The 26965-nt window shown below is 38.7% G+C and carries 20 protein-coding genes, 1 pseudogene, 1 riboswitch and 2 other annotated features; of the genes and pseudogenes, 13 read left to right on the forward strand and 8 right to left on the reverse strand.

All coding sequences use genetic code 11. The features are described 5' to 3' along the window. Window positions 1–71 precede the first annotated feature (71 nt). From KHA94_RS23415 to KHA94_RS23430, 4 genes are all read left to right on the forward strand, one after another. On the forward strand, window positions 72–680 hold the full coding sequence (locus tag KHA94_RS23415) for a PadR family transcriptional regulator (protein ID WP_213104503.1): 609 nt from the start codon (window positions 72–74) through the stop codon (window positions 678–680). 3 nt (window positions 681–683) lie between these two features. Next, on the forward strand, window positions 684–1973 hold the full coding sequence (locus KHA94_RS23420) for an MFS transporter (RefSeq protein ID WP_213104504.1): 1290 nt from the start codon (window positions 684–686) through the stop codon (window positions 1971–1973). A gap of 788 nt (window positions 1974–2761) precedes the next feature. Beyond that, the gene (locus tag KHA94_RS23425; RefSeq protein WP_213104505.1) at window positions 2762–4702 is read left to right on the forward strand and encodes an endonuclease MutS2; all 1941 of its coding nucleotides are present in this window, start codon (window positions 2762–2764) and stop codon (window positions 4700–4702) included. An 82-nt stretch (window positions 4703–4784) separates the two neighbouring features. Beyond that, the gene (locus KHA94_RS23430; RefSeq protein WP_213104506.1) at window positions 4785–5237 is read left to right on the forward strand and encodes a VOC family protein; all 453 of its coding nucleotides are present in this window, start codon (window positions 4785–4787) and stop codon (window positions 5235–5237) included. A gap of 4 nt (window positions 5238–5241) precedes the next feature. Here KHA94_RS23430 and thrS read toward each other — a convergent pair whose 3' ends face one another. The 4 genes from thrS to KHA94_RS23450 form a co-directional block, all read right to left on the reverse strand. Further along, window positions 5242–6453, reverse strand: coding sequence for a threonine--tRNA ligase (gene thrS / locus KHA94_RS23435; RefSeq protein WP_213104507.1), 1212 nt, complete (start codon window positions 6451–6453; stop codon window positions 5242–5244). A gap of 51 nt (window positions 6454–6504) precedes the next feature. Further along, window positions 6505–6734, reverse strand: a binding site (T-box leader). Window positions 6735–7958: 1224 nt separating this feature from the next. Continuing rightward, window positions 7959–8184: a binding site (T-box leader), on the reverse strand. Window positions 8185–8527: 343 nt separating this feature from the next. Then, a complete protein-coding gene (locus KHA94_RS23440; RefSeq protein ID WP_213104508.1) occupies window positions 8528–9823 on the reverse strand; it encodes a globin-coupled sensor protein in 1296 nt (431 codons plus the stop codon). A gap of 10 nt (window positions 9824–9833) precedes the next feature. Beyond that, a riboswitch (cyclic di-GMP riboswitch) is annotated at window positions 9834–9919 on the reverse strand. A gap of 347 nt (window positions 9920–10266) precedes the next feature. Beyond that, complete coding sequence (locus KHA94_RS23445) at window positions 10267–10593, reverse strand: YnfA family protein (RefSeq protein WP_213104509.1); 327 nt, start codon at window positions 10591–10593, stop codon at window positions 10267–10269. Window positions 10594–10606: 13 nt separating this feature from the next. After that, on the reverse strand, window positions 10607–11650 hold the full coding sequence (locus KHA94_RS23450) for a DUF1835 domain-containing protein (protein WP_249365714.1): 1044 nt from the start codon (window positions 11648–11650) through the stop codon (window positions 10607–10609). A gap of 184 nt (window positions 11651–11834) precedes the next feature. On the opposite strand from KHA94_RS23450, the gene KHA94_RS23455 reads away from it, so the two are divergent. The 3 genes and pseudogenes from KHA94_RS23455 (at window position 11835) to KHA94_RS23465 (ending at window position 13938) form a co-directional block, all read left to right on the forward strand. After that, on the forward strand, window positions 11835–12344 hold the full coding sequence (locus tag KHA94_RS23455) for a DUF1572 family protein (protein ID WP_213104510.1): 510 nt from the start codon (window positions 11835–11837) through the stop codon (window positions 12342–12344). Between the two features lie 513 nt (window positions 12345–12857). After that, a pseudogene (locus KHA94_RS23460) lies at window positions 12858–13499 on the forward strand (zinc-binding dehydrogenase); the annotation flags it as partial. 31 nt (window positions 13500–13530) lie between these two features. Next, entirely contained in the window at window positions 13531–13938 is a 408-nt protein-coding gene (locus KHA94_RS23465; protein ID WP_213104511.1) for a VOC family protein, read from the forward strand. Between the two features lie 256 nt (window positions 13939–14194). Here the strand turns inward: KHA94_RS23465 and KHA94_RS23470 are convergent, their stop codons facing one another. Beyond that, window positions 14195–15556, reverse strand: coding sequence for an FAD-binding oxidoreductase (locus KHA94_RS23470; protein ID WP_213104512.1), 1362 nt, complete (start codon window positions 15554–15556; stop codon window positions 14195–14197). A 120-nt stretch (window positions 15557–15676) separates the two neighbouring features. Between KHA94_RS23470 and KHA94_RS23475 the strand changes: the two genes are divergently transcribed. From KHA94_RS23475 to KHA94_RS23500, 6 genes are all read left to right on the forward strand, one after another. Continuing rightward, a complete protein-coding gene (locus KHA94_RS23475; RefSeq protein WP_213104513.1) occupies window positions 15677–16345 on the forward strand; it encodes a GntR family transcriptional regulator in 669 nt (222 codons plus the stop codon). After that, entirely contained in the window at window positions 16342–17358 is a 1017-nt protein-coding gene (locus tag KHA94_RS23480; RefSeq protein WP_213104514.1) for a TRAP transporter substrate-binding protein, read from the forward strand. The genes KHA94_RS23475 and KHA94_RS23480 overlap by 4 nt, the downstream gene beginning before the upstream one ends. Before the next feature lie 65 nt (window positions 17359–17423). Next, window positions 17424–17918 (forward strand): TRAP transporter small permease, encoded by a 495-nt coding sequence (locus KHA94_RS23485; RefSeq protein WP_213104515.1) that lies wholly within the window; start codon window positions 17424–17426, stop codon window positions 17916–17918. Continuing rightward, window positions 17915–19198: a TRAP transporter large permease gene (locus KHA94_RS23490; RefSeq protein WP_213104516.1), complete on the forward strand. Its 1284-nt coding sequence runs from the start codon at window positions 17915–17917 to the stop codon at window positions 19196–19198. The genes KHA94_RS23485 and KHA94_RS23490 overlap by 4 nt, the downstream gene beginning before the upstream one ends. Window positions 19199–19320: 122 nt before the next feature. Continuing rightward, a complete protein-coding gene (locus KHA94_RS23495) occupies window positions 19321–20526 on the forward strand; it encodes an aminotransferase class I/II-fold pyridoxal phosphate-dependent enzyme (protein WP_213104517.1) in 1206 nt (401 codons plus the stop codon). A 60-nt stretch (window positions 20527–20586) separates the two neighbouring features. Continuing rightward, the gene (locus KHA94_RS23500) at window positions 20587–22227 is read left to right on the forward strand and encodes a M20/M25/M40 family metallo-hydrolase (RefSeq protein ID WP_213104518.1); all 1641 of its coding nucleotides are present in this window, start codon (window positions 20587–20589) and stop codon (window positions 22225–22227) included. A 325-nt stretch (window positions 22228–22552) separates the two neighbouring features. On the opposite strand, the gene KHA94_RS23505 is transcribed toward KHA94_RS23500, so the two are convergent. The 3 genes from KHA94_RS23505 to KHA94_RS23515 form a co-directional block, all read right to left on the reverse strand. After that, window positions 22553–23638 (reverse strand): metallophosphoesterase, encoded by a 1086-nt coding sequence (locus KHA94_RS23505; RefSeq protein WP_213104519.1) that lies wholly within the window; start codon window positions 23636–23638, stop codon window positions 22553–22555. A 271-nt stretch (window positions 23639–23909) separates the two neighbouring features. After that, complete coding sequence (locus KHA94_RS23510; protein ID WP_249365715.1) at window positions 23910–24584, reverse strand: YdeI/OmpD-associated family protein; 675 nt, start codon at window positions 24582–24584, stop codon at window positions 23910–23912. 614 nt (window positions 24585–25198) lie between these two features. Then, entirely contained in the window at window positions 25199–26860 is a 1662-nt protein-coding gene (locus KHA94_RS23515) for a glycoside hydrolase family 13 protein (RefSeq protein ID WP_213104521.1), read from the reverse strand. Window positions 26861–26965: the final 105 nt, after the last annotated feature.

Here is a 26965-nt window from a genome sequence, read left to right on the forward strand (position 1 = left end):
TCACTTTCGATGTATCATATTGATATATCGCGATGATATATCAATATGATACATTGAAAGGAGACAAACCATTGTCAGTTGAACATACAATACTTGCTATTTTAAGCTTTTGGCCGAGCACAGGGTACGATATTAAGTCTGAATTTGAACATAAAGCTGCAGGACTTTTTTGGGGAATGAGCTATGGCAGTATTTATCCTAAATTGAAAAAGCTCGAGGAAGAAGGATTCATCTACCCTATTGAACAGGATGAAGATGGCCGAAAAAAGAAACTTTACGAACTTACACCAAAAGGATGGGAGGAATTTGAAAATTGGCTGCAGCTCCCTCCAGCTTATCCTGTCATTAAGGATGAGCTGTTTATGAAAATGGCCACTTGGCACGACGACATGGATTTCTCTATATTAATTGGCCACCTGCAAAAAAGAAAAGAAGAAACTGAAGATCTTTTAAATTTTGTCCAGGATTGGCCAACCAACGGCTATTCTTATGTCAGCAGGACCGCAATGCTTTCTATCCGTTATGCAGAAATTCGTTTGGAAGCTGAGTTGAGATGGATTGAGGAATCGATTTATGCACTTGAAAATGATGACCTGCCAAATGGGCAAGACCCGAACCAAAACACTGAAAAGCTTTTGGAAAGAAGAAGAAAGGCCATTAATGGAGAAAAGGAGACATAATTTATGGGAGCAGGCATGTTTAAACCGCTTAAAATTCGTGCTTATCGCTCATTATTTGGGGCACAAGTCTTTTCTGACTTAGGTAATTGGTTTGACTTTGTTGCTTTACAGGTAATTGTCGCCTATCACTGGGGACTGGACGAAACTGCCGTTGCATCTGTCATTATTGCTCTTGGCCTGCCGTGGGTAATCATTGGTCCATTTGCTAGTGTATTTGTTGACCGGCTTCCTAAAAAGATAGTCATGATTGTCTGCCTAATTTTAAGAATTATTTTTGTAGGTGGTCTCTTCTTTGCACCTAATCTCTACTATTTATTATTATTTGTATTTTTAAAAGGTACTGCTGCAGCACTTTACGACCCAGCAAGACAGAGTACGATACGAATGACAGTGCCCGATGAGCAGCTGCCAGAAGCAGTCACACTTAGTCAGCTTTCTGTTAATACTATGAAAATTTTAGGACCTGCTCTTGGAGGAGCTATCATTGCCTTCTTTGGTGTTAAAAGTCCTTTTCTGTTTGAAGCAGCTGGATTTCTGATCGCTATCATATTCTTAATGATGATGCCGAAGCTAGATGAAAAAGCTTATGTCGAAGAAATGGAAACAACGAATGATAACCCACAAAAAAGCAGCTATTGGAAAGATTTATTTGATGGCCTTATACATATAGCAAAAACACCATTATTAAAGATTTCAATTATTCTATCCTCGGTTGCTTTCTTTATTATTTTTCTATATGATGGTCTTTTTGTTTTCCTTGCTCAGGACCTCGGTTTTACAAAAGAAAATTTTGGCCTTCTCATCAGCAGTGTTGGGCTCGGAAGTGTAGTCGGCTCACTTTTATTAGGACAGTGGACAAGTTGGAAAAACAACCCAATTCATCTGATGTCCATATCCGCCCTATTTAGTGGAACTTTAATAATCTCCGTTGGACTCGGTAGTATGGGGATTCTAAATCTGCCACATTTAGTCTGGATAATCGGAGCATTTTTTCTTGGTTTGCTTGGATCAGGCGAAGCAGTTCCATACGGCTATGTACTGCAATCAGAAACACCAAAACAGATGATGGGCAGAGTATCAGCAGCAGCTATGTCCATGCAAACCTTTTCGATGCTAATTGCTCCAGCAATCGGAGCACTTTTAGCAAAATTAACGAGTGTTTCAGTTGTCATGATCGGTGCAGGAACAGCTACATGCTTGTTAGGAATCTTTGTACTTGTATTTATTTTGAGGAAACTCAAAGCTTTACAAACTAACAAGGAAACTGCTCCTATCCAGAAATCTACCGGATAATTTTATATTTGAAAATAATAAAAAAAAGCATTTGATGGTGAAATACTCTATCACTATCAAATGGGTTTTTTGTGTATAGGCTTTCATATGATTAACGACCAAGCATCACAATCAACCCTGTAATACTTACACATATGAAAAGAAACCACCATGAATCAGTAAAGTCCTTTCCTTGTCCTGAACTTTTATCTTCCATTTAAACTCCCCCTATTAATCTCACTAAGGCTGCTCCCTAGTCCGAAGCCCAGCCATCCTGTCACCATTAAGAATCTAATTTTATTTTACAATTAGGAAATAACCTCCAAATAACTCAAACATTACCGGAACATTACCTTTCATTTAATTCGTCAATCTTGTATTGACCTCTCAAACACAACCGAGGTATACTTAATTTGTATAAAAATGTAAACTCAGCAGAGGAGTTTGTTTTATGAGTGTGAATGTTCTTAACTAAACGTTATTTTAATACGGCCTTGAATGAAGCAAAAAACTGGTCTAATCACTGGTTTATTAAGTATGGGCTTTTTCAAGGAAGGTTAAGAACACGCATCATAGCATAGAAGATTGGTAAACCAGCTATGGCATGTTTTGTCATAGCTTTTTTGTGTACAAAGAAATCGGAAATCGTGTCATTTTCGTCCTTTTTTGCTGTACTCAAGTTCGGGTGCCAATACATGTTTACATTTCTTCTAGCCGTCATGAGCGATTCGTTCATGGCGGTTTTTTTTATAGGAAAAGCTTTTGCGCTGAAAAAGTTTCATTTTTTTAAATAAAAAGGAGGATTCAGGATGAATCAACAAACAATTGATGTTTTAGGATATCAGGAAATTCTAGAGGAGATCACTCATTTTGCGAAGACAAACCGGGGAAAGAAGACTATTCTTGCACTCCGCCCATTGCCGGATATGCGACGGATGGAGCAAGCTTTAAGGGAGGTCGCTGAGGCGGAAGAAATTATAAAAATCAGCAGCAGTGTCCCAATCCACACACTGGATGAAATGGAGCTTTATTTGAATCAGGCGCGAAAAGGAATCTATATTCGTGCTGATCAGTTTACGTATGTCCTATCGTTTTTGCAGCATTGTTCAAAACTGAAGCAATTCATGAAGGATAAACAGTTTGCAGCACCTAATGTGAGCTTGTATGCGGAATCGATTGGGGATGTGCGACAGTTGGAAGAAGAAATTAGCCGCTGTATACGGCACGGACAAGTGGATCATCATGCCTCAAGCGATTTAGCCTATTTGCGAAGACAGCTTTCGATTCAATCAGATAAGCTGAAGGAAAAGGCACAGCAGCTAGTAAAATCAAAGAGGTATGCCTCATTTCTGCAGGATACAATTGTCGTTGAACGAAATGGCCGGATTGCCCTTTCGGTGAAAAGGGAATATCGGGCAAAGGTGCAGGGAACGGTTCTTGACTCCTCTGCTTCAGGCTCTACCTTGTATATGGAACCGACAGAACTCAGTTCCATTCAGGAAGAGATTGAGCTATTACGTATGGCAGAAGAGCAGGAAACAGAAAGAATTTTATACGAATTAACCGACGAGGTGCTACAGCATGAGCACAAGATTGCTATCGCCATGGAAACGATGCATCATTATGATGTCCTGTTTGCCAAGGCTGCCTATAGCCGAAAAATCGGAGGAACAACACCATTATTAAACGAGGATTATATCATTGATTTAAAAGAAGCTCGGCATCCGATGCTTGGTGAGAAGGCTGTTCCTCTATCCATTCAGTTTGGTGAAGATCATCGGGCATTAGTGGTAACTGGACCTAATACAGGAGGAAAGACGGTCACATTGAAGACAGTTGGTTTACTTACCATGATGGCGCAAACAGGACTGCCTATTCCAGCAAATCCTGGAAGTGAGCTCGCCATTTTTCAGCATATTTTCGTCGACATTGGCGATGGTCAAAGCATTGAACAGAACTTAAGTACATTCATCTCAAGACTTGTTAATATCATCGACATCCTTCGAATCACGAATGACCGCTCGCTAGTCCTTCTTGATGAACTAGGATCAGGGACAGATCCAAGCGAAGGCATGGCGCTGGCGATCGTTATTCTTGAGCAGCTTTACCAAAAAGGAGCGACTTTGTTTGCTACGACGCACTATAGCGAAATGAAGGACTTTGCTGAAAAAACAAGCGGTTTTCTCAATGGAATGATGGAATTCGATATCGGTACACTAAAGCCAACATATAGGCTTCTGCTCGGGCAAAGCGGCAACAGTCAGGCTTTTGACATTGCCATCAAGCTCGGCATGCATCCGGAATTGATCGAGAAAGCCCACCAAATTACCTATAAAAATATCAGAAGCTATCGGGAAGAAATCGATGAAATCATTCTGAAGGCTCCGGATTATCAAAAACAGATTGCAGTTAATAAATACGCAAGGAAATCTGCGAAAAAGCAGCCCCTTCCTACGGGTACAGAACCATTTGCTCTTTTTGAACAGGGAGATAATGTTCTTGTTACTGAAACCAATGAAATGGGGATTATTTATAAAGGGCCAGACTCACAAGGAAACTATATCGTTCAAATACAAAATGAAAAGCGGACAATCAATCATAAGCGATTAAAGCTATATATTAAAGGCAAAGAGCTGTACCCTGACAACTATGACTTTGATATCATCTTTAAATCGAAGGAATACCGGAAAATCAATAAGCAGCAAAAGAAAAAGCATGTAGAGGATGTTTGGTTAGATAGTGAAGATTAATTACTTCGATTAAAGGGAATTCTTGTTGTTTAAGCGAATTAATAAGAGCAATTTATTATAGGCATATTCAGGAGGTTGTCAGTTGTCACAAGGGCTCATTCATCATATTGAAATATATGTTTCTAATTTAAAGAGCACGATTGATTTTTGGAGTTGGTTTCTAGAAGATTTAGGATATAGCCTCTATCAGGAATGGGAAAAAGGTCGAAGCTGGAAATTAGGCGAAACTTACATTATTTTCGTTCAGACGGAGGAAAGGTTTCTTGACATCCCCTATCATAGACGTCGAGTAGGTCTTAACCATCTAGCTTTTCATGCAAGTTCACGCAAACAGGTTGACGATATCACATCCAAGTTAAAAGAAAAGAACATAAACATCCTTTATACTGATAAGCATCCCTTTGCTGGCAGTAAGGAGCACTACGCCGTCTACTTTGAAGACCCGGATAGGATTAAGGTAGAAATTAGTTGCACCTTAAACGAAAACCTTTTATTAGAGATCCTAAGAGACTCAATGCCTCTTAGGATCTTTTAACATTCTATTGTCTGTTAACTTTTTCTTCGCTGAACCTTGCAATAATGTCTTGGATACTCATTTGTCCAATATTCCCATCTTTATGCTTTCTTAAGGCTATGGATTCATTCTCTACTTCTTGATCGCCAATAATGATCATATAAGGAACTTTTTGTTTTTCGGCTTCTCTTATTTTTAGCCCAACCTTTTCTACCCTATCATCGACTTCAATTCGAAATCCCGCTAGTTCCAAATCTTGTTTAATTTGATAGGCGTATGATAAATGGGCATCTGAAATCGGCAAAATCTTCGCTTGCACTGGAGATAGCCAAAACGGAAAATCACCAGCAAAATGTTCAATTAATATCGCCATAAACCGTTCGATCGAACCATAAATCGCTCTATGAATCATGATGGGGCGATGAGGTTTATTAACCTCGCCGATATATTGGCAATGAAACTTTTCAGGCATTTGGAAATCAAGCTGAACTGTACCACACTGCCAGCTTCTTCCTAGTGAATCTAGAATATGAAAATCGATCTTAGGACCATAAAAAGCTCCATCACCATGATTGATTTGATAAGGCAATTCTTTTTTCTTTAATACTTTTTCCAGAGCTGATTCAGCCCTGTCCCATATTTCTACTGAACCCATAAAATCTTCTGGCCGAGTAGAAAGCTCTATCTTATAACTAAAACCAAATGTCGAATAGAATTCATCAATTAAATCCAGCACTTTCTCAATTTCAGACTCAATCTGGTCTTCTCGAACAAATAGATGTGCATCATCTTGAGTGAAGGAGCGAACTCTTAGCAGACCATTTAAAGAACCTGAAAGCTCATGCCGATGAACTAACCCAAGTTCCGCAAAACGAATAGGAAGTTCTCGATAGCTCCTTCTCTTACTATTGAAAATGAGTACAGAACCTGGACAATTCATTGGTCTAATCGCATAATTCTGCTCATCAACATGGGAAAAATACATATTTTCGTGGTAATGCTCCCAATGGCCTGACTGTTCCCAAAGCTCTTGCTTCATCATAATCGGTGTCTTTATTTCTTGATACCCAACCTGTTGATGCCTTTGTTTCCATAAATGTTCAAGCTCATTCCGAATGACCATTCCTTTTGGTAAGAAGAAGGGCATTCCTGGTGCTTCCTCCATTGACATAAACAGCTCCAGCTGCTGCCCTAATTTTCGATGATTACGCTTTTCTACTTCCATTTCCATTGACATATATGCCTCCTAATTAATTTTTTTATATAAAAAAACCGCACTCATCCCATAGCAAGGGACGAATGCGGTCGTGGTGCCACCCTAATTCCGTAAAGCACAAAAATAGACTTTACACTCAAATAGATAACGGTCTTCCCGATTATGGATACTAAGGATTTGCTGTTCCCCATAATAGCTCCAAGGTGGTAAACCAATCTCTTTTCTTCAGGGCTTCCAGCCGATGACCCTGTTCTCTGTTTAAGAAAGTGAAGAAAGGTTCGTGTCCTTTTCAATGCATAATATTGACTTTTAAATAAAAGGCTTCGCAGGATTTGTATCGTTGGTATAGCACTATTTTTGTTTTCCGGAAACAATGGATTTCTTTGTGACCGTTTTATGATCCTTCACTGCTTTCCGTGTTCATTGACTCTTTCTTTGTGACCGTTTTAGGATCCTTCACTGCTTTCCGGATTCATTGACTCTTTCTTTGTGACCGCTTTAGGGTCTTTCACTGCTTTCCGGGTTCATTGACTCTTTCTTTGTGACCGCTTTAGGGTCTTTCACTGCTTTCCGGGTTCATTGACTCTTTCTTTGTGACCGCTTTAGGGTCTTTCATTGCTTTCCGGGTTCATTGACTCTTTCTTTGTAACCGCTTTAGGGTCTTTCACTGCTTTCCGGGTTCATTGACTCTTTCTTTGTGACCGCTTTAGGGTCTTTCATTGCTTTCCGGGTTCATTGACTCTTTCTTTGTGACCGCTTTAGGGTCTTTCATTGCTTTCCGGGTTCATTGACTCTTTCTTTGTGACCGCTTTAGGGTCTTTCACTGCTTTCCGGGTTCATTGACTCTTTCTTTGTAACCGCTTTCTCCTTCTTTTCTCTTTTTCAGGAACAATGAACCTTTCTTTGTCATCTTTCCCTTACTTTTTCAGTACCACGGCCACGATGAGGGATAAATTCCTAAATCCAAAATAAAAAAACCGCACTCATCCCATAGCAAGGGACGAATGCGGTCGTGGTACCACCCTAATTCCGTAAAGCACAAAATTGGCTTTACGCTCGAATAGATAACGGTCTTCCCGATTATGGTTACTAAGGATTTACTGTTCCCCATAATTGCTCCAAGGTGGTAAACCAATCTCTTTTCTTTAGGGCTTCCAGCCGATGACCCTGTTCTCTGGAAAGAAAAGTAAGAAAGATTCGTGTCCTTTTCGTCGCATAGTATTTTTTTAGTAAAAGGCTTCCTTTGAAACGTTTGACGGCTTATTTTGTTTGATGGTAACTTTGAAGCTTTTTTTGTTACCTTTTTCCTGTCTTTTTCTGTTTCGCGGTAACGATTAGGCTTTATTCGTTACCTTTTCATGCCCTTTTCCTGTTTCACGGTAACGATTAGGCTTTATTCGTTACCTTTTCATGCCTTTTTCCTGTTTCGCGGTAACGATTAGGCTTTATTCGTTACCTTTTCATGCCTTTTTTCTGTTTTACGGTAACATTTACAAAGCTAAAATAAAAAACGCACCCATCCCAAAACAAGGGACGAGTGCGGTCGTGGTGCCACCCTAATTCCGTAAAGCACAAATAGACTTTACGCTCAAATAGATAACGGTCTTCCCGATTATGGATACTAAGGATTCGCTTTTCCCCATAATAGCTCCAAGGTGGTAAATCAATCTCTTTCTTCAAGGGTTTCAGCCCATGCCCCTGATCTCTGGAAAGAAAAGTAAGAATGATTCATGTCCTTATCTAAGCCTTATTCATTTCATTTGGAAAATAATTGTTTTTTTGCATTATAGGATAGAAATAAAGGAAAGTCAAGGGATAAAGTGAAACTTCCATCAGTGGGGGTTTTTCGACGCACAGGACGTGCTAGTGCCGACGTTGCCACAGGATGTGGCGTTCTTAGTCGGCTTTCATCCCCCACTGATGGTTAGTTGAACCAATCACGCTCAAAACGCCACGTCCTGTGGCTTTCGCCTGACTAGGACATCGTGTCCGTCGTCGGGCATTTACGGGCAGTTGATCCCCCACTTAGGTTTCTTTGATTCTCTCGCAATCTTGTAGTGGGGGTCTTACTGCCCGTTAATCTGCGATAAAATCCTTATGCAAGGCTTGCTGTATTGTTTAGATTTTCAGCTGATGAAGACACAGTAGACATCGCTTGACCAAATTCATGAATCGTTTCTACAATATAATTGATTTGAACCTTTACATCCGAAACTTGTTTTACACTATTTTTCATTGACGTTGTAATTTGATCAAAGGCTTCCCTTGTCTTCGCTGATTTACTTCGTCCTTCTACTGCCGCGACATTTACATTTCTAAGCGCCGTATCGACCTGATTTGTATAGGTATTAGACAGTGAAATTAGCTCCTCAATCGTACCTATCGATTCTTTCGTTCTAACTGCAAGCTTTCTAACCTCATCTGCTACTACAGCAAATCCCTTCCCTTGTTCGCCTGCCCTAGCCGCTTCAATGGCAGAGTTTAAGGCAAGCAAATTAGTCTGGTCTGCAATGGCTTGAACAATATTTATGACATCTTTTATTTGCTGAGAGGAGGACAAAAGATTCTTAACCATTTCATTCATATTCTCAATATCATTATTAATCGATTGAATTTGGCCTACTAAATGTGTTATTTCCTTTTGACCTTCAGTGATATATTTCTCCGTTAATAACGATTGATTTTCCGTATGTGTCACTAGCTCGTTTACCTTTTTACTGCTACCTAATAAACTTCCTACTGATGCAGTAGTTTGTTCTACTGTCGCAACGAGATCTGTGCTCACTTCAATGATTTTATTTTTTATCTCATTCCTGACTTGCTGGTGTTCTTGTTCTCTTACGTTCGCTCTTTCTTGCTCATATGACTCTAGTACAATTTGCTGTTCTAAGCTAAAGATTTTTGTAACGGCCATTAAAATGGTTTTTATTTCCATCCCGTCAGGGACATTCTCAAATATGATGTCAAACAATTTTTTTTGAAGGTTTTGAAAAGCTCCCATATACCAAGCAGGCTTTAAGCCAATATAATAATGCATTTTTGCTACCTTTAATCTTTTCTCGATAAAATCCTCGTCAATTTTACCATCAAACAGCTCAATTAAGTGAGTTTTTAAAGTAGTTCTTAACCTTTCAACACTGCTATGCTTTTCAATAATTTTTTTCAATTCCTCAACTTGTAAAATGGTTTTATAAAAATCACTGACCAATCGGTCTATATTTTCTTTTATAAGTCCTTGCATCCGATTAATAATTTGTAAATCTTCAATAGTTAGATCAATCATTTTTATTTTTAAAAGAATATGAGGAACTGTTACTTCAATTTTTCCATCTGTATGATTTATGTTTTCTAAGAAGTATTGCCTGGGTTTTTTCTTCCAGAGAATAGCCATATTAACCTCCAAATTATAGGGTCGGTTGCGCTACTCGCTCAATATCCACCCAAGCGCCCAAATTACAGATGAACATTCTATGCTTCCCATTACTTTTTTATTATTATAACTTCGAATAAATGGTTCTATATACTCATTTTTGAAAACTTTATGAATCTTTTAAAAAATGGCTATGTTAAACTTCCTTGTTGATTTCCGCTGCAGGCACTAAAGCATAGTGGTCGGTCCGGAAGCCTCCTCGTCGCTATCGCTCCTGCGGGGTCTCCCTTTGACTCGCTTTTCCCGCAGGACGTTGAATAATCTCCCCCCATTAAACATCGTACGAAGGAAATGCGAATGCATTTTCGAGGTCTCGCGCCTACAGAGAAAATCAACAACAAAATAGCATTATCAACACTGTGCTTTAACACAGCCAAAAAATAAGCCACGACTTTTATTTTTGTCTACTGCCTTGGACTCCAAAGCATGATGGATACTCCAATTAAACATATGACCGCTCCAATCCAATCGAACGTATCAGGTGTTTTTTTATCGACTCCCCATCCCCACAAAACCGAAAGAATAATAAATACGCCACCATAGGCCGCATACACTCTTCCGAATGTAGGAAAGTTTTGCAAAGTAGGAATAATCCCATATAGGACCAAAATGATCCCGCCAATTATGCCGTACCAATATGGCTTGCCTTCACGTAGCCATAGCCAGACTAAATATCCTCCGCCGATTTCAGCAATTCCTGCAAAAATGAATATCATTATCGTATATATCATATTACACCTTTTTCTAACTCAATTTAACTCCGTAGTATCTCATGGCTTTTAAGCTTCCTTCCATCTCAAAAACGCCATTTTCTATCAGCTTTCTCACCCGATATTCCAAGAAATCGTCACCTATATATTGATCTAAATGTCCTAACGCTTCTCCAATTAATCTCGCTGATTTCATAAACTCCTCTGACTCTCGTTCGCGTCGAAGCTTTTTCGCCAAATTGATGATGTATTGGTCATAATAGTCAATACATACACTCTGAATTTTTCCGTTTCGCCATATTCGTAATGATTCCCGATTATCTGAGAGATGAAGCCATTCTTGTTCATATTGCTGTCTTTCAAGATTCGACAAGGAATACTTCTGCTTACTGTGCTCATAAATGGTTTGGAGTTTTTCAGGTGGTATTTCCCCTGAATGCAATACTACGTATTTTATATCGGCTTGCTTAAAATGTTCTGTATATGCCAAAGTGGTATTAATCACTTTAATATCATTAGGCTTATCCTTTAATAAATGCAAAACAAAGCGCAGGCCTGTCTGCTCATGCGCGTTTTCAGCAGTCCATAGGGAAATAGGGACATCTGCTGGAATGGACATAATTTGATGAACTGTCTGATGAAATCTCAGTAAATACTCTTGAAACTCCTCATGTTTATCATTCAATGCTTCTTTCATCCAAGCAAATCTGGCTTCTTTTCCAACCTCTTCATGCAGCTGCCAGATAGGTCCAACCGAAAATAAATTCCAAAAGGAGATAACTCTTTCCTTTTCAAACACACCCATTTCCTTTAATGCTACCTTTAAACTACCCTCAGGAGATCCACCAAAAAGAATATGAATCCTTTGACAAGTACTGGCTTGCTTCGATTCCGACCTTTCTTTCGTTATATCCAAAATCGTTTTATATATACTTTTCACATCATCCACAAACTCTGTTTCTGAATAACCCTTCTCCCCTATATGATTTACTCTTAGGAGAATATGGAACAATAATGACTTTACTTCTCCTTCTGGCAGTTCTTCGATAACCTTTTTTAACTGATCTATTTCCATCATCTGCACCTCCGAAGAATAGTCCTTTTTATCATAAATTTGTCATTATTATAGCATTAAACCAATTTTATCAATTTTCCCGCTTTTTAGCATTTAATCTGTTTTTCGAAGTTCGAAAAGCAGGACAAAGGGATTTAATAAAGAATTCATTTATATTAATAAAAAAATAGCAAAGGAGTGATTTAATATGACAAATACTCATAATGAAATATCTTCCGAATATTTAAGGGTTATTAAATTACGGTTTAGAGAGATGAAAAATACGGCTGAAAAGACATTCGAACAACTTGATGAAGAAATGCTGTTCTGGTTTCCGAATGATAACTCCAATAGCATTTCAATCATTGTGAAGCATATGAGCGGTAATATGGTTTCTCGTTGGACAGATTTTTTAAATTCTGATGGTGAAAAACCTGACCGGGACCGAGATGGAGAATTTGAGCATACTATTTCAAATCGTAATGAGTTATATGAGGTCTGGGAAAAAGGATGGAATGTATTCCTAAATGCACTTGAATCTATCGAAGAGGAGCAGCTGCTTCGGAAGATATTTATTCGGAATGAACCTCACACTCTCATTGAGGCAATTGAGAGACAAATGTATCACTATTCCTATCATGTAGGTCAAATCATTTATATAGCTAAACAGTTAAAATCAGAGGGATGGACGAGCTTAACTATTCCCCATAAAAAATAATAATTAAGGGCAGTAACCTGCGATGCTTCTCATATTTCATCCAAACAAGGCCGGTATATTCTAAAAGATAAACAGGGGTGGTCTCATAAGGCTTTCATGAGACCGATTTTTGTTCATTTCCTTTGATGAGTGGTCTCATAAAGCTTTCATGAGACCGATTTTTGTTCATTTCCTTTGATGAGTGGTCTCATAGTGCTTTCATGAGACCGATTTTTGTTCATTTCCTTTGAGGAGTGGTCTCATGAGACTTTCATGAGACCGATTTTTGCTCATTTCCTTTGATGAGTGGTCTCATAAGGCTTTCATGAGACCGATTTTTGTTCATTTTCTTTGATGAGTGGTCTCATAAGGCTTTCATGAGACCGATTTTTGCATCCAATTCATCCTTTGCATTTGCCCCTTCATGATCGCCCCAAGTACTCGCGTTGAAAAGAATGACCAAGCCATGAAATTAGAAAATAGTAAGAAGCTATCAGGTGTTCCAAAACGAAACCATTTAACACAAAGTACGCTACAATTGATGATTACACCGCTTCGCAATTATACATAAATCCGTTAACTGTCTGGATTATTTGTACAGAGATACTGAGCTTAGGACCAGGGGATGTATTATTGGTAAATGCTTGCGGATCTTCTATTGGTCGTATTTTTGCACAATTATCTAATATTCTCGGTTTTCGGCTGATTGCTGTAACGAGAAATCATCTTTATACAAAAGAGCTACCACAATTAGGTGCTTCCAATGTAATCAATACGTCAGATACATCATTACAAAGTACTGTTATGGAATTAACAAATGGATGCGGTGCAACGGCAGCAATTGATTCCATAGGAGGTGCAGATGGTACTGAATTAGCATTTTCTGTTCGACCTAATGGGGATTTTTTAACAATTGGTTTATTATCAAGAGTACCAGTTGATTGGAAAAACATTTCACTTAAGATAAAAGAAAATGTTAAGTTATTTCATCTACGCCATTGGAATCAACAAGTATCTGTGCAAACTTAGCAAGAAGCATTTCATCATTTGATTACACTCATAAAAGAACAAAAATTAACACTCATGGCAGCTGCTTCTCAATATGACTTGTTAAAGGTAAAGGAAGCCATTCGAGATGCTAAGTCAACAAAAGAGAATAAGGGGAAAGTTTTTTAACCAGCTGATTAATTAAGAAGGGGCTAAGAACATGAAGGTAAAAAAATACGTTCATCATATATGTATACAAACCAATACGTATCTGGAAACATTAAAGTTTTATACGGAAGCTTTTGGATTTGAAATCGTTCAAGAATCTCCCGACTTTCATGGAAGAGAGTTTAATAGTTGGCTAAAACTAGATCATTTTTATATCGAGCTGCAAACTGGTAAAAATAATGAAGTTCTTGCTGATAATAATCCTAACAGCCAAGGGATTGTTCACTTTTGCATATGGGTTGAAAACCTCGTCCAGGAAGTGAAACGCTTACAAGAGATGAATGCGAATTTTATTCGAAAAGAGGGAGAGATTATTTACCGTGTTGAAAATGGTTCCCTTTGTAAAATAAAAGCTCCAGAAGGTACAATTGTGGAATTGCGTGATAACAAAGGGATATAAAGAGACGCTTGTTGAATATTCGACAAATGAATGATATGTATTGTAGTACTATAAGAAAAATAATTGAACCAAAACAATCCCTCCTTTTTAAACAAAAAGAAGGGATTATTGGTAAATGAATGAACCTAGGAGAGTGAATAAACATCGTTATTTATTAATGAAAGCCTCTCCTAAATAATCTCTTTTTACCAAATAAACAATATTTAATCCTTTTAACAATATATTAACTTCAATATGCAACCAAAATACCTTTACATTAATCCAAGTTGAATATTTTCCCTGGATTTAACAAGCCTTCTGGATCGAACATTTTCTTCACTTGCTTCATAATAATTGTCGCTTCTCCGTGCTCAATCTCTTGGAATTTCATTTTTCCAAGCCCGACTCCATGTTCACCTGTGCATGTGCCGCCTACTTCAATCGCTCTTAATGCGAGTGCTTCATTCGTATACTCAGCCTTTTCTATTTCACCTGCTACGTTTGGATCATAAAGGACAATTGTATGAAAATTCCCATCGCCGACATGCCCCAAAACACCACCGGTCAAACCACTTTCATCAATTAACTTTCTTGCATATACGACAAGCTCTGGCAGTCGCGATATTGGGACACACACATCCGCTCCTGTATTGGCCATTCCTTTAATATGGCGGTAAGCGTACGCCATTTCATGACGGGCTTTCCACAGCTCCATCCGTTCCTTCGATCCACCTGCGACTTCCCAATTCCCACAACCAAGCTCGCACATTAATTGCTCTACTATTTTTACCTCTTCCAGGGCAGCTGTCCTCGTGCCTGCGAATTCAAAAAACAAAGAATGACGAATCGGAAAATGATAGCCTCCATATGCATTCACTTGTGAAATACTCTCTGCATCAACTAGCTCCATTCGCATCACCGGAATACCGCTAAGTAAAACCGTCTTAGCTGCTTCTGCACATGCTTCTGGCGTGTCAAACGTGCATCGCGCCGCCACCGTATGTTCAGGAATCCCATGAAGTCTTAATGTTATTTCAGTAATGATGCCTAACGTACCTTCTGAACCAGCAAACAGCCCTGTCAAATGGTAGCCAGAGGATGATTTTTTTGCATGAGACCCTGAGTGAATGACTGTTCCATTAGCTAATACAACTTCTAAATCAAGCAGCTGATCTCGTGTTGATCCGTAGCGAACTGCTGTCGTACCGCTCGCATTCGTTGCTACCATCCCGCCAATCGTTGCATCCGCTCCTGGGTCAATTGGGAACATCAAACCGTGCCGATTGACCAGTTTATTCAATTGTAAGCGTGTCATTCCCGGCTGCACAGTAATCATTAAATCTTCTGGTAAAAAATTAACTACATTATTCATTTTTTCAAAATTAATGGAAATCCCTTTTTTAACAGGAATAGCTTGTCCTTCTAAGCCTGATCCGGCACCAAAGGGAGTTACAGGAACTTTATACTCACGTGCTACATCCATAATCATTTCAACATCTTTCCGACTCTCAGGAAAACAAACTACATCCGGCTCAACTGCCTTATGAAACGATTCATCATGGCTATGACGGAACAATTCAGTTTCACTTTGGCTAACTTTATCACTTCCAAGAAGCTTTATTAGTTGTTGAATAAACACGATAAACACCTTCTGTTTTTTGAAATTAATTAATTATTTGAATATTCCTATTTACAAATAGATTAACATAATTTAATATTCCTGTATACAGTATACTGAAAAATGTTAGGAGGAGTGATTTTGAAAAAAATTACTCAAAATGTTTCATTAGCTGATCAAGCTTATAACTTATTAAAGAAAGCAATTACCTCGGCTGAACTTGCACCAGAGGAAGAATTACCGGAGGAAAGGCTGGCAACTGATCTCGGCATTAGCCGTACTCCTCTTCGGGAAGCACTAAGACGGTTAGCAATGGAAGGCCTCATCGTTCTGCAAAAAGGACGTCCAGCTATCGTCGCCACCTTCACTAAGGAAGATTCACTTGAATATATGGAATTGCGGCGCGTGCTCGAAATTCATAATATTGGGAAAATTATTTCTAAATCAGACGAGGACTTATTGAGTGAATTAAAGAAAAACTTAACACGTCAATTGGAAGCGATATCAAATAATAATTACCATGAATTCATCGAATTAGACCGCGAATTCCACTTGATTCTTGCATCGAGAAACGGAAATAAGAAATTCAAAGAAATGATCCATCAGATGAACACTGGAGTCAACCGTGCATTCCTCGTACTATCGAACACACTGCACGTAAGCGCGTACGATGCATACCAAGAACATGTAAAGCTAACCGAGGCTCTTGAAGCTAAAAATGTATCGTCTGCAAAAGAGAAAATGCTTGAACATTTGCAAAACGTTGAAAAACGATTCTTAAGCTATTTCCAAAAGGAGGAAAATAAATGAAAAAATTGCTCGCACTACTACTCATCAGCTTGCTAGTCATCTCAGGCTGTGGACGTCCGAAGGAAAGCTCCTCAAGTGAGAGTGGAGATGATAAAGTTCACACAATCCGTATTGCTTACTTAGTATCCGAAGAACAATCCACACATCTTGCTGCTGTTACGTTTAAAGAAAAACTTGAGAAGGAATCAAACGGCCGTTTGAAAGTAGAACTGTTTCCAAATGGACAACTTTATGGATCAGATCGTGAAGCTATTGAAGCTGTACAGCTTGGAAATATCGAAATGACCATCCCTGCTCTAGCACCACTTGCTTCATTTAACAAAAAATTCTTAGTGTTTGACCTGCCATTCCTATTCAATGATCATGAAGCTGCCTACAAAGCTCTTGATGGGGAACTTGGACAAGAATTACTAAGTGATTTAGAGAAAAATGATTTAAAAGGTCTTGTTTTTGCTGAAAACGGCTTCCGCCATATGTCAAATAATAATGGACCGATTGAATCACCTGCAGACTTAAAAGGCTTGAAATTTAGAACTTTAGAAAACCCAGTTCATACAGATACATTTTCATCATTCGGAGCAAACGCATCACCATTTGCATTTGGTGAACTTTACACTGCATTACAGCAAAAAACATATGATGCGATGGAAGCTCCAATCTCGTTATATTACACGAATAAATTCTACGAAGTACAAAATTACTTAACATTGAGTGGACATGTTTATGCATCCACAATTCTTCTTATGAACAATAATTTTTATAAAAGCCTTCCAAAGGATCTTCAAGAATTAGTCGTTAAGGCTTCTGAAGAATACCGTACTGAACAGCGTAATCTTGCTCAAAAACAAGACGTTGAATTTTTGGAAAAGTTAAAAGAAAGCGGCATGAAAGTAAATGAACTGACAGGTGAGCAGCGAGAGCAATTCCGCGAAGCTGCAAAAATAGTTTATGACAAATATGCACCAGAAATTGGTGAAGATTTAGTAAATAAAGCTTTAGCAGGAAATAAGTAATGAATTCAAGGGAGGAATCAAGATTACACATCTTGATTCCTCCCTAATTAAAGGATGTGTAATGCATGGCAAAAAGATTTGCTCGATTCGAAGAAATCTTTTTAGTATTGACTCTCGCACTTATGGTTTTGCTTATTTTCGGCCAAGTAATCGGCCGATACGTATTTCAATCAGCACCAAGCTGGACGGAAGAACTTGCCCGCTACATCCATATTTTCCAAGTGTGGATTGGAGCTAGCTACGCTGTAAAGCTTCGCCAGCATATACGAGTTGAAGCGTTTATCACGCGTTTACATGGTACTCCTCGCAAAATTTTAGAAGGTCTAGGGGTTCTTATTTGGTTTTTTATTTCTTTATTTTTAGCGGTATACGGCACAAAATTAGTTTTGGTTAGTCTTCATCACGGACAGATTACTCCAGCACTACAGATTCCGATTTGGATTCCCTTCTTGGCCATACCGCTTGGCGGTACTGGAATGGCTATTCGGTTAATTCAGCAATTAGGTGAAATTTGGAAAGGCAACTATGAGAAGCCGGAAAGTGAGGAGATCATCAGATGACGGTCATATTATTATTCGGAACACTATTCGTTTGTTTATTGATTGGGGTACCGATTGCCATTTCATTAGGTGTGTCCGCCCTCGTCGCTATTTACTTTGGATCAACTTTACCACTTGATATTATTACACAAAAAGCGTTCACTTCACTTGACTCCTTCCCACTTTTGGCTATCCCTTTTTTCATGCTCTCAGGGATATTAATGGGAAAAGGCGGGGTGTCAAAACGCCTGCTTGACCTAGCAACAACGATGGTTGGCTGGATGACAGGCGGATTATCGATGGTCACGATCGTTGCTTGTATGTTCTTTGCGGCAATTTCAGGCTCGGGTCCAGCAACCGTAGCAGCAATTGGCGGGTTCATGATACCAGCGATGGTTGCCAGGAAATATGATGGCGGTTTTGCAGCAGCAATTTCAGCATCTGCAGGCTCTATTGGCGTTATTATTCCACCAAGCATACCATTCGTTTTATACGGGGTCATCGGAAGTGTATCTGTAGGAAGCTTATTCCTGGCTGGAATTATTCCAGGACTGCTTATTGGATCCGGATTAATGATTACTTCTTATATCATCTCGAAAAAACAAGGATATAAACCCGAACAAGTAAAAGTATTCGATTTTAAAAGTGTATGGAAAGCGACATATGATGCAAAATGGGCGCTCTTAATTCCCGTCATAATCTTAGGAGGCATTTACGGCGGAATTTTCTCTCCAACAGAAGCTGCCGTTGTTGCTGTTGTGTATTCATTAATTATTGGAAAGTTTGTCTATAAAGAATTAAGCTGGCAGAGTATTTTCGAAAGCTTCCTTGAGGCGGTTGTTATTAATGCGACAACGATGATTATCATTGGATTATCCGTATCATTCGCCTATTTCATGACACTCGAACAGATTCCGAATGACATTTCTGCCTTCCTTACTGAGTTTTCAACGAATCCAGTCATCATTTTACTCGCTATAAATATTTTATTATTAATAGTTGGAATGTTTATTGACACAATCTCTGCCCTAGTGGTTTTGACACCAATTTTATTACCAATTGTTATTGGTGTAGGTATCGATCCAATTCATTTCGGAGTAATACTTGTCGCAAACTTAGCAATTGGCTTTATCACACCTCCGCTTGGCGTCAACCTATTCGTGGCATCTAGTGTTGGAAAAGTTAAATTCGAAAGTATTGTCTCTGCAATTGTTCCTTTCCTGGTGTCTATGATTATTTGTCTGCTTGTCATTACGTACGTACCTGCACTATCCCTATGGCTGCCAGGGTTATTTAAATAGGATTGATTACAAATTGCAGCATCAAATAAAACCCTTTCCCTGGTTGTCCACAAAGTGTCAAGTACTTGTCTGGACATGATCAACCATATTAATATAAGATTCCATCAAGAAAGGTGAAATACATGCCATTATCTATTAATCAAAAAGCAAGAGTATTGGAAGTCCCTGGTATCCGCCAATTTGCCAATCAACTCGTTCATTTTCCAAACGCGGTCAATTTGACAATTGGTCAGCCAGATTTCCCAACCCCCAGTTCTGTAAAAGAAGCGGGAATTAGTGCCATTACAAACAATCAAACAAGCTATTCCCATAATGCTGGATTGTTGGAATTAAGACAAGCAACAGCTTCTTTTTTCAAAGATAGGTATAATTTTTCATATGATCCTGAAACAGAAATTGTTATTACAAACGGTGCAAGTGAAGGAATTGACTCTGTTTTTCGAACCATTCTCGAAGAAGGTGACGAAGTAATTATTCCCGCACCGATCTATTCTGGATACGAGCCAATAATTGAACTGTGCGGGGCAAAAGTAGTTTATTTAAATACAGCAGACACAGGCTTTCTTCCATCTCCAGAGCGATTGAAAGCAATGGTAACACAAAAAACAAAAGCAATCCTATTAAACTACCCATCTAATCCAATAGGCGTTATAATACAGCCGGAATTAATGGATGAACTCGTTGCAGTACTGGAAAACCAAGATATTTATATCGTGTCTGACGAAATATATAGTGAAAACACTTTCGGCAGTAAACACTGCTCATTCGCATCCTATCCACAACTGCGTGATCGTCTGTTTCTGATCCATGGTTTATCGAAGTCGCATTCCATGACAGGATGGCGAATTGGTTTCATTTTGGGACCAAAAAAGCTTATGGAGCACGTCTTAAATGTACACTTATATAACTCGATTTGTGCCTCTTTGCCAAGTCAGTACGCAGGTATCGAAGCTTTGACAAATTGCAGGGAAGTTCCTGCAACGATGAATGTTGAATATATAAAGCGCAGAGACTTTGTCTTCGATCACCTCACAAGTATGGGACTTGATGTAGTCAAGCCAAATGGAGCTTTCTACATCTTCCCTTCGATTAAACAGTTCGGAATGCCGTCATATGAGTTTGCAACAAGACTATTACACGAAGGTGGAGTAGCAGTCGTTCCAGGAAGCACGTTCACTGAACATGGTGAAGGCTATATTCGTATCTCTTACGCTTACACTATGCCAATGCTAGAAAAGGGAATGAAACGGCTCGAGCAATTTATTACCGCATTAGGAAAGCATCCTATTAGCACAAAATTAGTAACAGGCTCTAGCGCTGACAAGTAAAGATAGACAATAATACTTGTACAATTTAAAAATCTTGATTGAAATAAAGGAGCTATTAAAATGAGTAATGTAAAATGGGGTACTCCACAATCATTGCGCGCCTTACTTTGCGACCTCGTTAGCTGGCAAAGCAGGACTCTTACAGATGGTGAACTTGAATTCGCTTATCTTGTAAAATCAAAGCTAATGGAGCTAGACTACTTCAAAGAAAACCCGTCTTACACGGCACTTCATGACGCTGGATTAGGACGTAATGTCGTTACCGCTTTATATAAAAATCCAGATGTGGCAGAAACAATCGTTCTTATTAGCCATTTCGACACGGTCCACACGGAAGAATACGGTGATCTCGAACCATTAGCGTTCCAACCAGAAGAGCTTACGAAAATTTTGAAAGATCGTTCAGACGAACTTCCAGAAGAGGCACGGATTGACATAGAGTCTGGCAACTACTTATTCGGACGCGGAACGATGGACATGAAAACAGGACTCGCTCTTCAAATGGCTCTAATTGAAAAGGCCAGTATCGAAAAGTGGCCTATCAATTTACTGCTAGTCACTGTACCGGATGAAGAAGTAAACTCAGCAGGGATGCGTGCCGCAGTCCCAGAGCTAGTCCGTTTACGGAAAGAGCATCAATTAACATACAAATTATTTCTTAATAGTGAACCGACTTTTTCACAGGAGCCTGGAGATCCGAACTATTATATTTATTCTGGTACCATCGGAAAAATCATGCCAGCTGTTTTATTCTATGGAAAGGAAACACATGTTGGAGAGCCCATGAGCGGCATGACAGCTAACTTTATGGCCTCCTTTCTAACACAGCACATGGAATGGAATCCATTATTCCGCGAGTCTGACCTTGGCGAAAACACGCCTTTACCAGTTTCGCTCCAGCAAAAAGACTTAAAAATGGAATATTCAACCCAAACGCCATATCGAGCTGCGGCTCTTTATAACGTCTTCCTTATGAAGCGCAGCGCAGCTGAAGTGATGGATATTTTCACAAAAGTGGCTTGGAAAACTGCGAAAGCTTGTAATGAGGCTTATTTGCAAATATGCGAGAGCGAAGGCGTTAGACCAGTTGGTAAAGTGAACGTCCTACGGTATGAAGAACTACTCCAGCATGCTGAAAAAAAATTAGGTGGTGAAGCCATCTCAAAAATAAAATCAAATGCATTAGCAAACGCAAATTGGGATGACCGTGAAAAATCGATTCGTATCGTTGACTCACTTATGATCCAATGTCAAGAACTTGGGCCTACTATGGTTCTGCTGTATGCACCTCCATACTACCCAGCTGTCAATACTTCAAAGGATCCACTCGTCATCAAAGCGATCGATTTAATGAAAAAAACTGGCATAGAACAGTTTAATTTAGAAGTAAACCAAATCCATTATTTTAATGGAATCTGTGATCTTAGCTACGTCTCTTACGAGGACGAGGCTGAAGGCTGGACAACTTTCGAAAAAAACACACCCGTTTGGGGAGACACATACAGTATTCCATTTGCTGAAATGAAGCAATTGCAAGCACCAGTATTAAATGTTGGCCCTTTCGGAAAGGACGCACATAAGCGTACAGAACGGCTTCATATCGAAAGTGCATTTGTACAGCTTCCGGTCATGTTAGAAACATTAGTCCGAAGTTTATTCGCAGAAATAGTCCCTTACAGCGATAAAAGACAAATCAGCTGAATTTATTCACGTGAATAAAACAGATTAACTATGATTGAATAGAAAGACTTGGCGTTCGCCAAGTCTTTTTTTGGCGAATGCCTTAGTTTTTCTTATATGCGATTTTATTAGCAGATATTTACTTGAACACACACTTTGCTTTAGTACGTTAATAAAATTAAACTTCCGATTAGCTAAGATAAACAAGCAGGATATCCCTAACTAAATAAGTTAATTGGAAATTCTGCTTGTCTTTTTTATCGGATGGATAAGCATAATAAAGCGGAAAGAGCAGGAGGGCCGACTTTGCATTGATAATATACATATTCCCTTGCTTTAAACCTATTCATACCACTTCAGTCGGCACCCATCCTACAAGTCCATTATTCTTTTTTATTAAAATATAACCTGATTGCTGAGCATCCAGTACCTTTACAACCTCATCTTGCTGAACGGAGAGAAATGTTGTGCTTAAATCACCTTCACAGTTCACACATTCATCTTTTTCCACTAGATACTCATTTTTAATCCACTGCATGATTCCAAGTTTTACATTCTCGCAAAGTGTAAAATAAGGCTCTCTACGAATAATGGTCATTTCATAATTTGGATAAGTTACGGTACCAACACGATTCGTTTGATCAATATAATCTTGTTTTACTTTTCGTTCCTTGACATTCTCATCAACAAACTGAAACGAAAATTGATTATGTTCGAAAATAAGAGCATTCAGTTGGCCATCACTTTTAATCTGATTACCGCCATCTATCGCAATGATTTTTTTCTCGTGATCAATAATCGGATTGTTTGAGCTTTCAGCATGATAACGATAATTGACAGCAGGCCAGTGCCCGACAATGACCATTTTATTCAATTGATGCCCTTTTTCATAAAAAGAATCAACAGACAGGGCATACTCTTCCGTCGTTTGCTCCCAGTCAGGACGGTTCTCAATACCTGCATGGACAATCATGAATTTCTCTGTATCATAAGCGACAGGCAATGCTTCGAGCCAATCCAATTCTTCTTTATAATAAAGCTCATAAACTTTCGCAACCTGCCACACATCATTGAGATTTTCTAAAGATTGGTGCTGCTCCTCCAGCATTTCATTTAATAGTGAATTCCTTCTCACCCTCATATACTGAAGAATTTTTTCATTCCCTGTTAAGGCATATCGATACAAAACATCACAGTTCCCTTTCGTGACAAAAATATTTGAAGATTGTTCCGTCATCTTTTTCACATAGCGAACAAGCTCCAAACTGTTTTGTCCCTTTTCGCATAGGTCACCATTAATAAATAAATAAACATCCTCCGTATAATGGACCTTTTCTAGAAGTCTTGTAAATAAAGATAATTCGGCATGGATATCCGAAATAATAATGACTCGTTTTTGGGGATTTAAGTTTAGTTTACATACATTTAACATAGGAGTCTCCTACACGCAGTGATAGATTTGAATTTTAAAATAATTCATTCAATATTGTTGTATTATAACATATTCATTGTAAACTGAATATTTTGATAATATTTTCCCTAAATAAACCACCTCCATTAGAACCATAATATGGGTAAAGAGTTTCTTTTTTGAAAACAATCCAGTTAATCCGAAACAGAATATCCTAAAGAAAAAAACACCCAGTAGGTGTTTTTTCTCTAAAATTTACTTCATTTTGATTAAAATAGAACGAGATTTTATGCTACTTTATATCTCTGCGATACAAATCCTTGCTCTTGTAGCCTGCAGCAAGGATCATTTTCATTTCATCGCGCCGTTTCGCTTTTGTTGCCTCTTGTTTAGCACTATACACATATCGAGCCCAATCTTTTTGATACCCTGGGGTAAGAGATTGATAAATAACAAGTACATCTGGTGTATCTTGTAAATCTTTTTCCACACTTGGAATCATCTCGATATAATCATCCACGCATTGGCTTGCTTTTGTAGAAGTTTTTTCTTTACCTTTAGAATCGATTTTTAGGCCAACAACCGTAAAGACATCATCCAGCCCTACCATTCGGGCAAACTTAAGATTGCTTGTCCCAATATAGCCATCTTCATCGGCACCTAACCCACTTAATAAATCATCACGATGAATAAAAGTTGGATATACTTTATTTCCTTTCTTCGGGTAAGCCAAAAAAATGTATCCATTTTTATTTAAGTAATTTTTTTCAATCACCTTGCTGACTAGTTCTTTTAAAGACTCCATATCTAATACGAAAGCAAAAATAAGGTCATACGTACTATCCGTAAGTTCTGTATCATAATCCGTTAACTCTGCTAAGTAATCTGCACCATCAGGCAAGCCCAAAACCGCTACTTTTTTATATTTTTTTAAATTTAGTTTTTCTACAATTGTTTTCATCATCATTACCCACCTGTTTCTCTTTTTTCTATTCTCCTTTTAGAGTACAGGCTTCCCTTTTTGTTCGCAACTCTTTCAATTTAACCATTAATTTATTCCAAAAGGCTCTTTTCTAAGGTTTGATGTTTCAGGGATATTAATCATATTAAGAATTCAATTATGAATAGCTTTTGATTACCGTGAACACCTTTTTTTATCAAGGGACGGGCACCAATGAGGGCTTTTGATTACCATGAACACCAATTTTATCAAGGGACGGGCACCAATGAGGGCTTTTGATTACCGTGAATTCCTTTTTTATCAAGGGACGGGCACCAATGAGAGTTTTTGATTACCATGAACACCAATTTTATCAAGGGACGGGCACCAATGAGGGCTTTTGATTACCGTGAATACCCTTCTTTATCAAAGAACGGGCACTAATAAAGACTTTTGATTACCGAGAATACCATAGAAGGTCATTAAATACGGAATTAGTAAGTGCATTTTCTACATGGAACCTTTAACAACTTATCACACTGAGACACAATTCATTTTGCTGCAATATTTATCACAAAAAAACGTGGCTTGCGAAAGCCACCAACTAAAAAGACGTTTTGTCCAAGACAAAACGTCTTTTGTTATACTTTATAAACTCTTGCCTCATATGGGGCAAGCTGAATAGTAGCCATATTTTCGCGATTCTTCACTTCTAGGTTTGCTAATAATAAATTCGAATGCTTAAAGAGAATGCCGTCCACTTCGTCTACCATGACTGGCTGCTCCGATAAATTACATAAAACAATAACCTTCTGCTTCCCAATCGTACGTGTATACGCAAAAAGAGACGGATCGTCCTCTAACACCAAGTCATATATCCCATAAGTGAAAATCTTATCCTTTTTCCGCAAGTGAATCATTTTTTTATAATAATTTAATATGGAGTTTGGATCTTTTTTCTGGGCATCTACATTTATTTCTCTATAGTTCGGATTTACCCCTAACCAAGGTGTTCCTGTTGTAAATCCAGCATTATCGTCGGCAGACCATTGCATCGGTGTTCTGGAATTATCACGGCTCGTTGCCCCAATTGTTTCCATCACACTCTCCTGTGAATCTCCTTGTTCTAATCGATTTTTGTATAAATTTTTAGTTGCCACGTCATTGTAATCTTCAATCGAAGAGAAATTGACATTGGTCATTCCCAATTCCTGACCTTGGTAAATAAACGGTGTCCCCTGCATGAAGAAGTACATCGTCGCTAAAGCTGTCGCACTTTCTCGCCAATACGGCCCGTCATTCCCCCAAGTTGAGACACTGCGAGCCTTATCGTGATTCTCGATAAATAAAGCATTCCATCCGCTTCCTTCTAATGCTTTTTGCCATTGGCTCAAAACACTTTTAAGCTCGAGGATGTCTAGCTTCTTTGTCTCTTCATCCCACAGGCTCAAATGCTCGAATTGAAAAATCATATTGAATTTCCCTTGTTTTTCATCAACCCATTCATGAATTTCATCGCTGCTGACCCCATTTGCTTCACCGACCGTCATGATGTCGTATTTTGCAAATGTTTCTCGCTTTAATTCCTCCAAAAGGGGCATGATGCCTTGAACATTCATATACTTTTCCCATGCAGGAACATACGGAAGCCCAGCTAGATTCGGCATATCAGAAAACGAAATATCCTTTTTTATATGACTAATCGCATCCACTCGAAAGCCATCAACACCTTTATCAAGCCACCAATTCACCATCTTGAATAAAGCATTTCGAACTTCCTTGTTTTCCCAATTTAAATCAGGCTGTTTTCTTGAAAATAAATGTAAATAGTATTGATTCGTTTCCTTATCGAGTTCCCAAGCAGACCCTCCGAAAATACTTCCCCAATTATTCGGTTCTTTTCCATTTACACCATCTCGCCAAATATACCAGTCTCGCTTGCCATTTGTTTTTGAGGAACGTGATTCAATAAACCAAGGATGTTCATCACTCGTATGATTAATAACTAAATCGATTATGAGCTTCATACCACGGCGATGTACATCTTTAAGCAGCTCATTAAAATCTTCCATTGTGCCGAATTCTTCCATAATCTCTTGGTAATGACTAATATCATATCCATTATCATCATTTGGCGACCGATACATTGGACAAATCCATATAACATCAATACCTAAGTCTTGTAAGTAATCTAATCTAGAAAGCATTCCTTGCAAGTCCCCAATTCCATCACCATTGGAATCTTGAAAACTACGGGGATAAACTTGATAAGCAACCGCTTCCTTCCACCATGCTTTATCCATATCTTCCCTCTTTTTCTGTTTGCATAATAAAGTGAAACTTCCATCAGTGGGGGGTTCTTTCATCCCCCAATGATGGTTAGTTGCGGCCCACAGGAAGTGGGTCAC

The organism is Cytobacillus citreus (assembly GCF_018343665.1).
Lineage (GTDB): Bacteria > Bacillota > Bacilli > Bacillales > Cytobacillaceae > Cytobacillus > Cytobacillus citreus.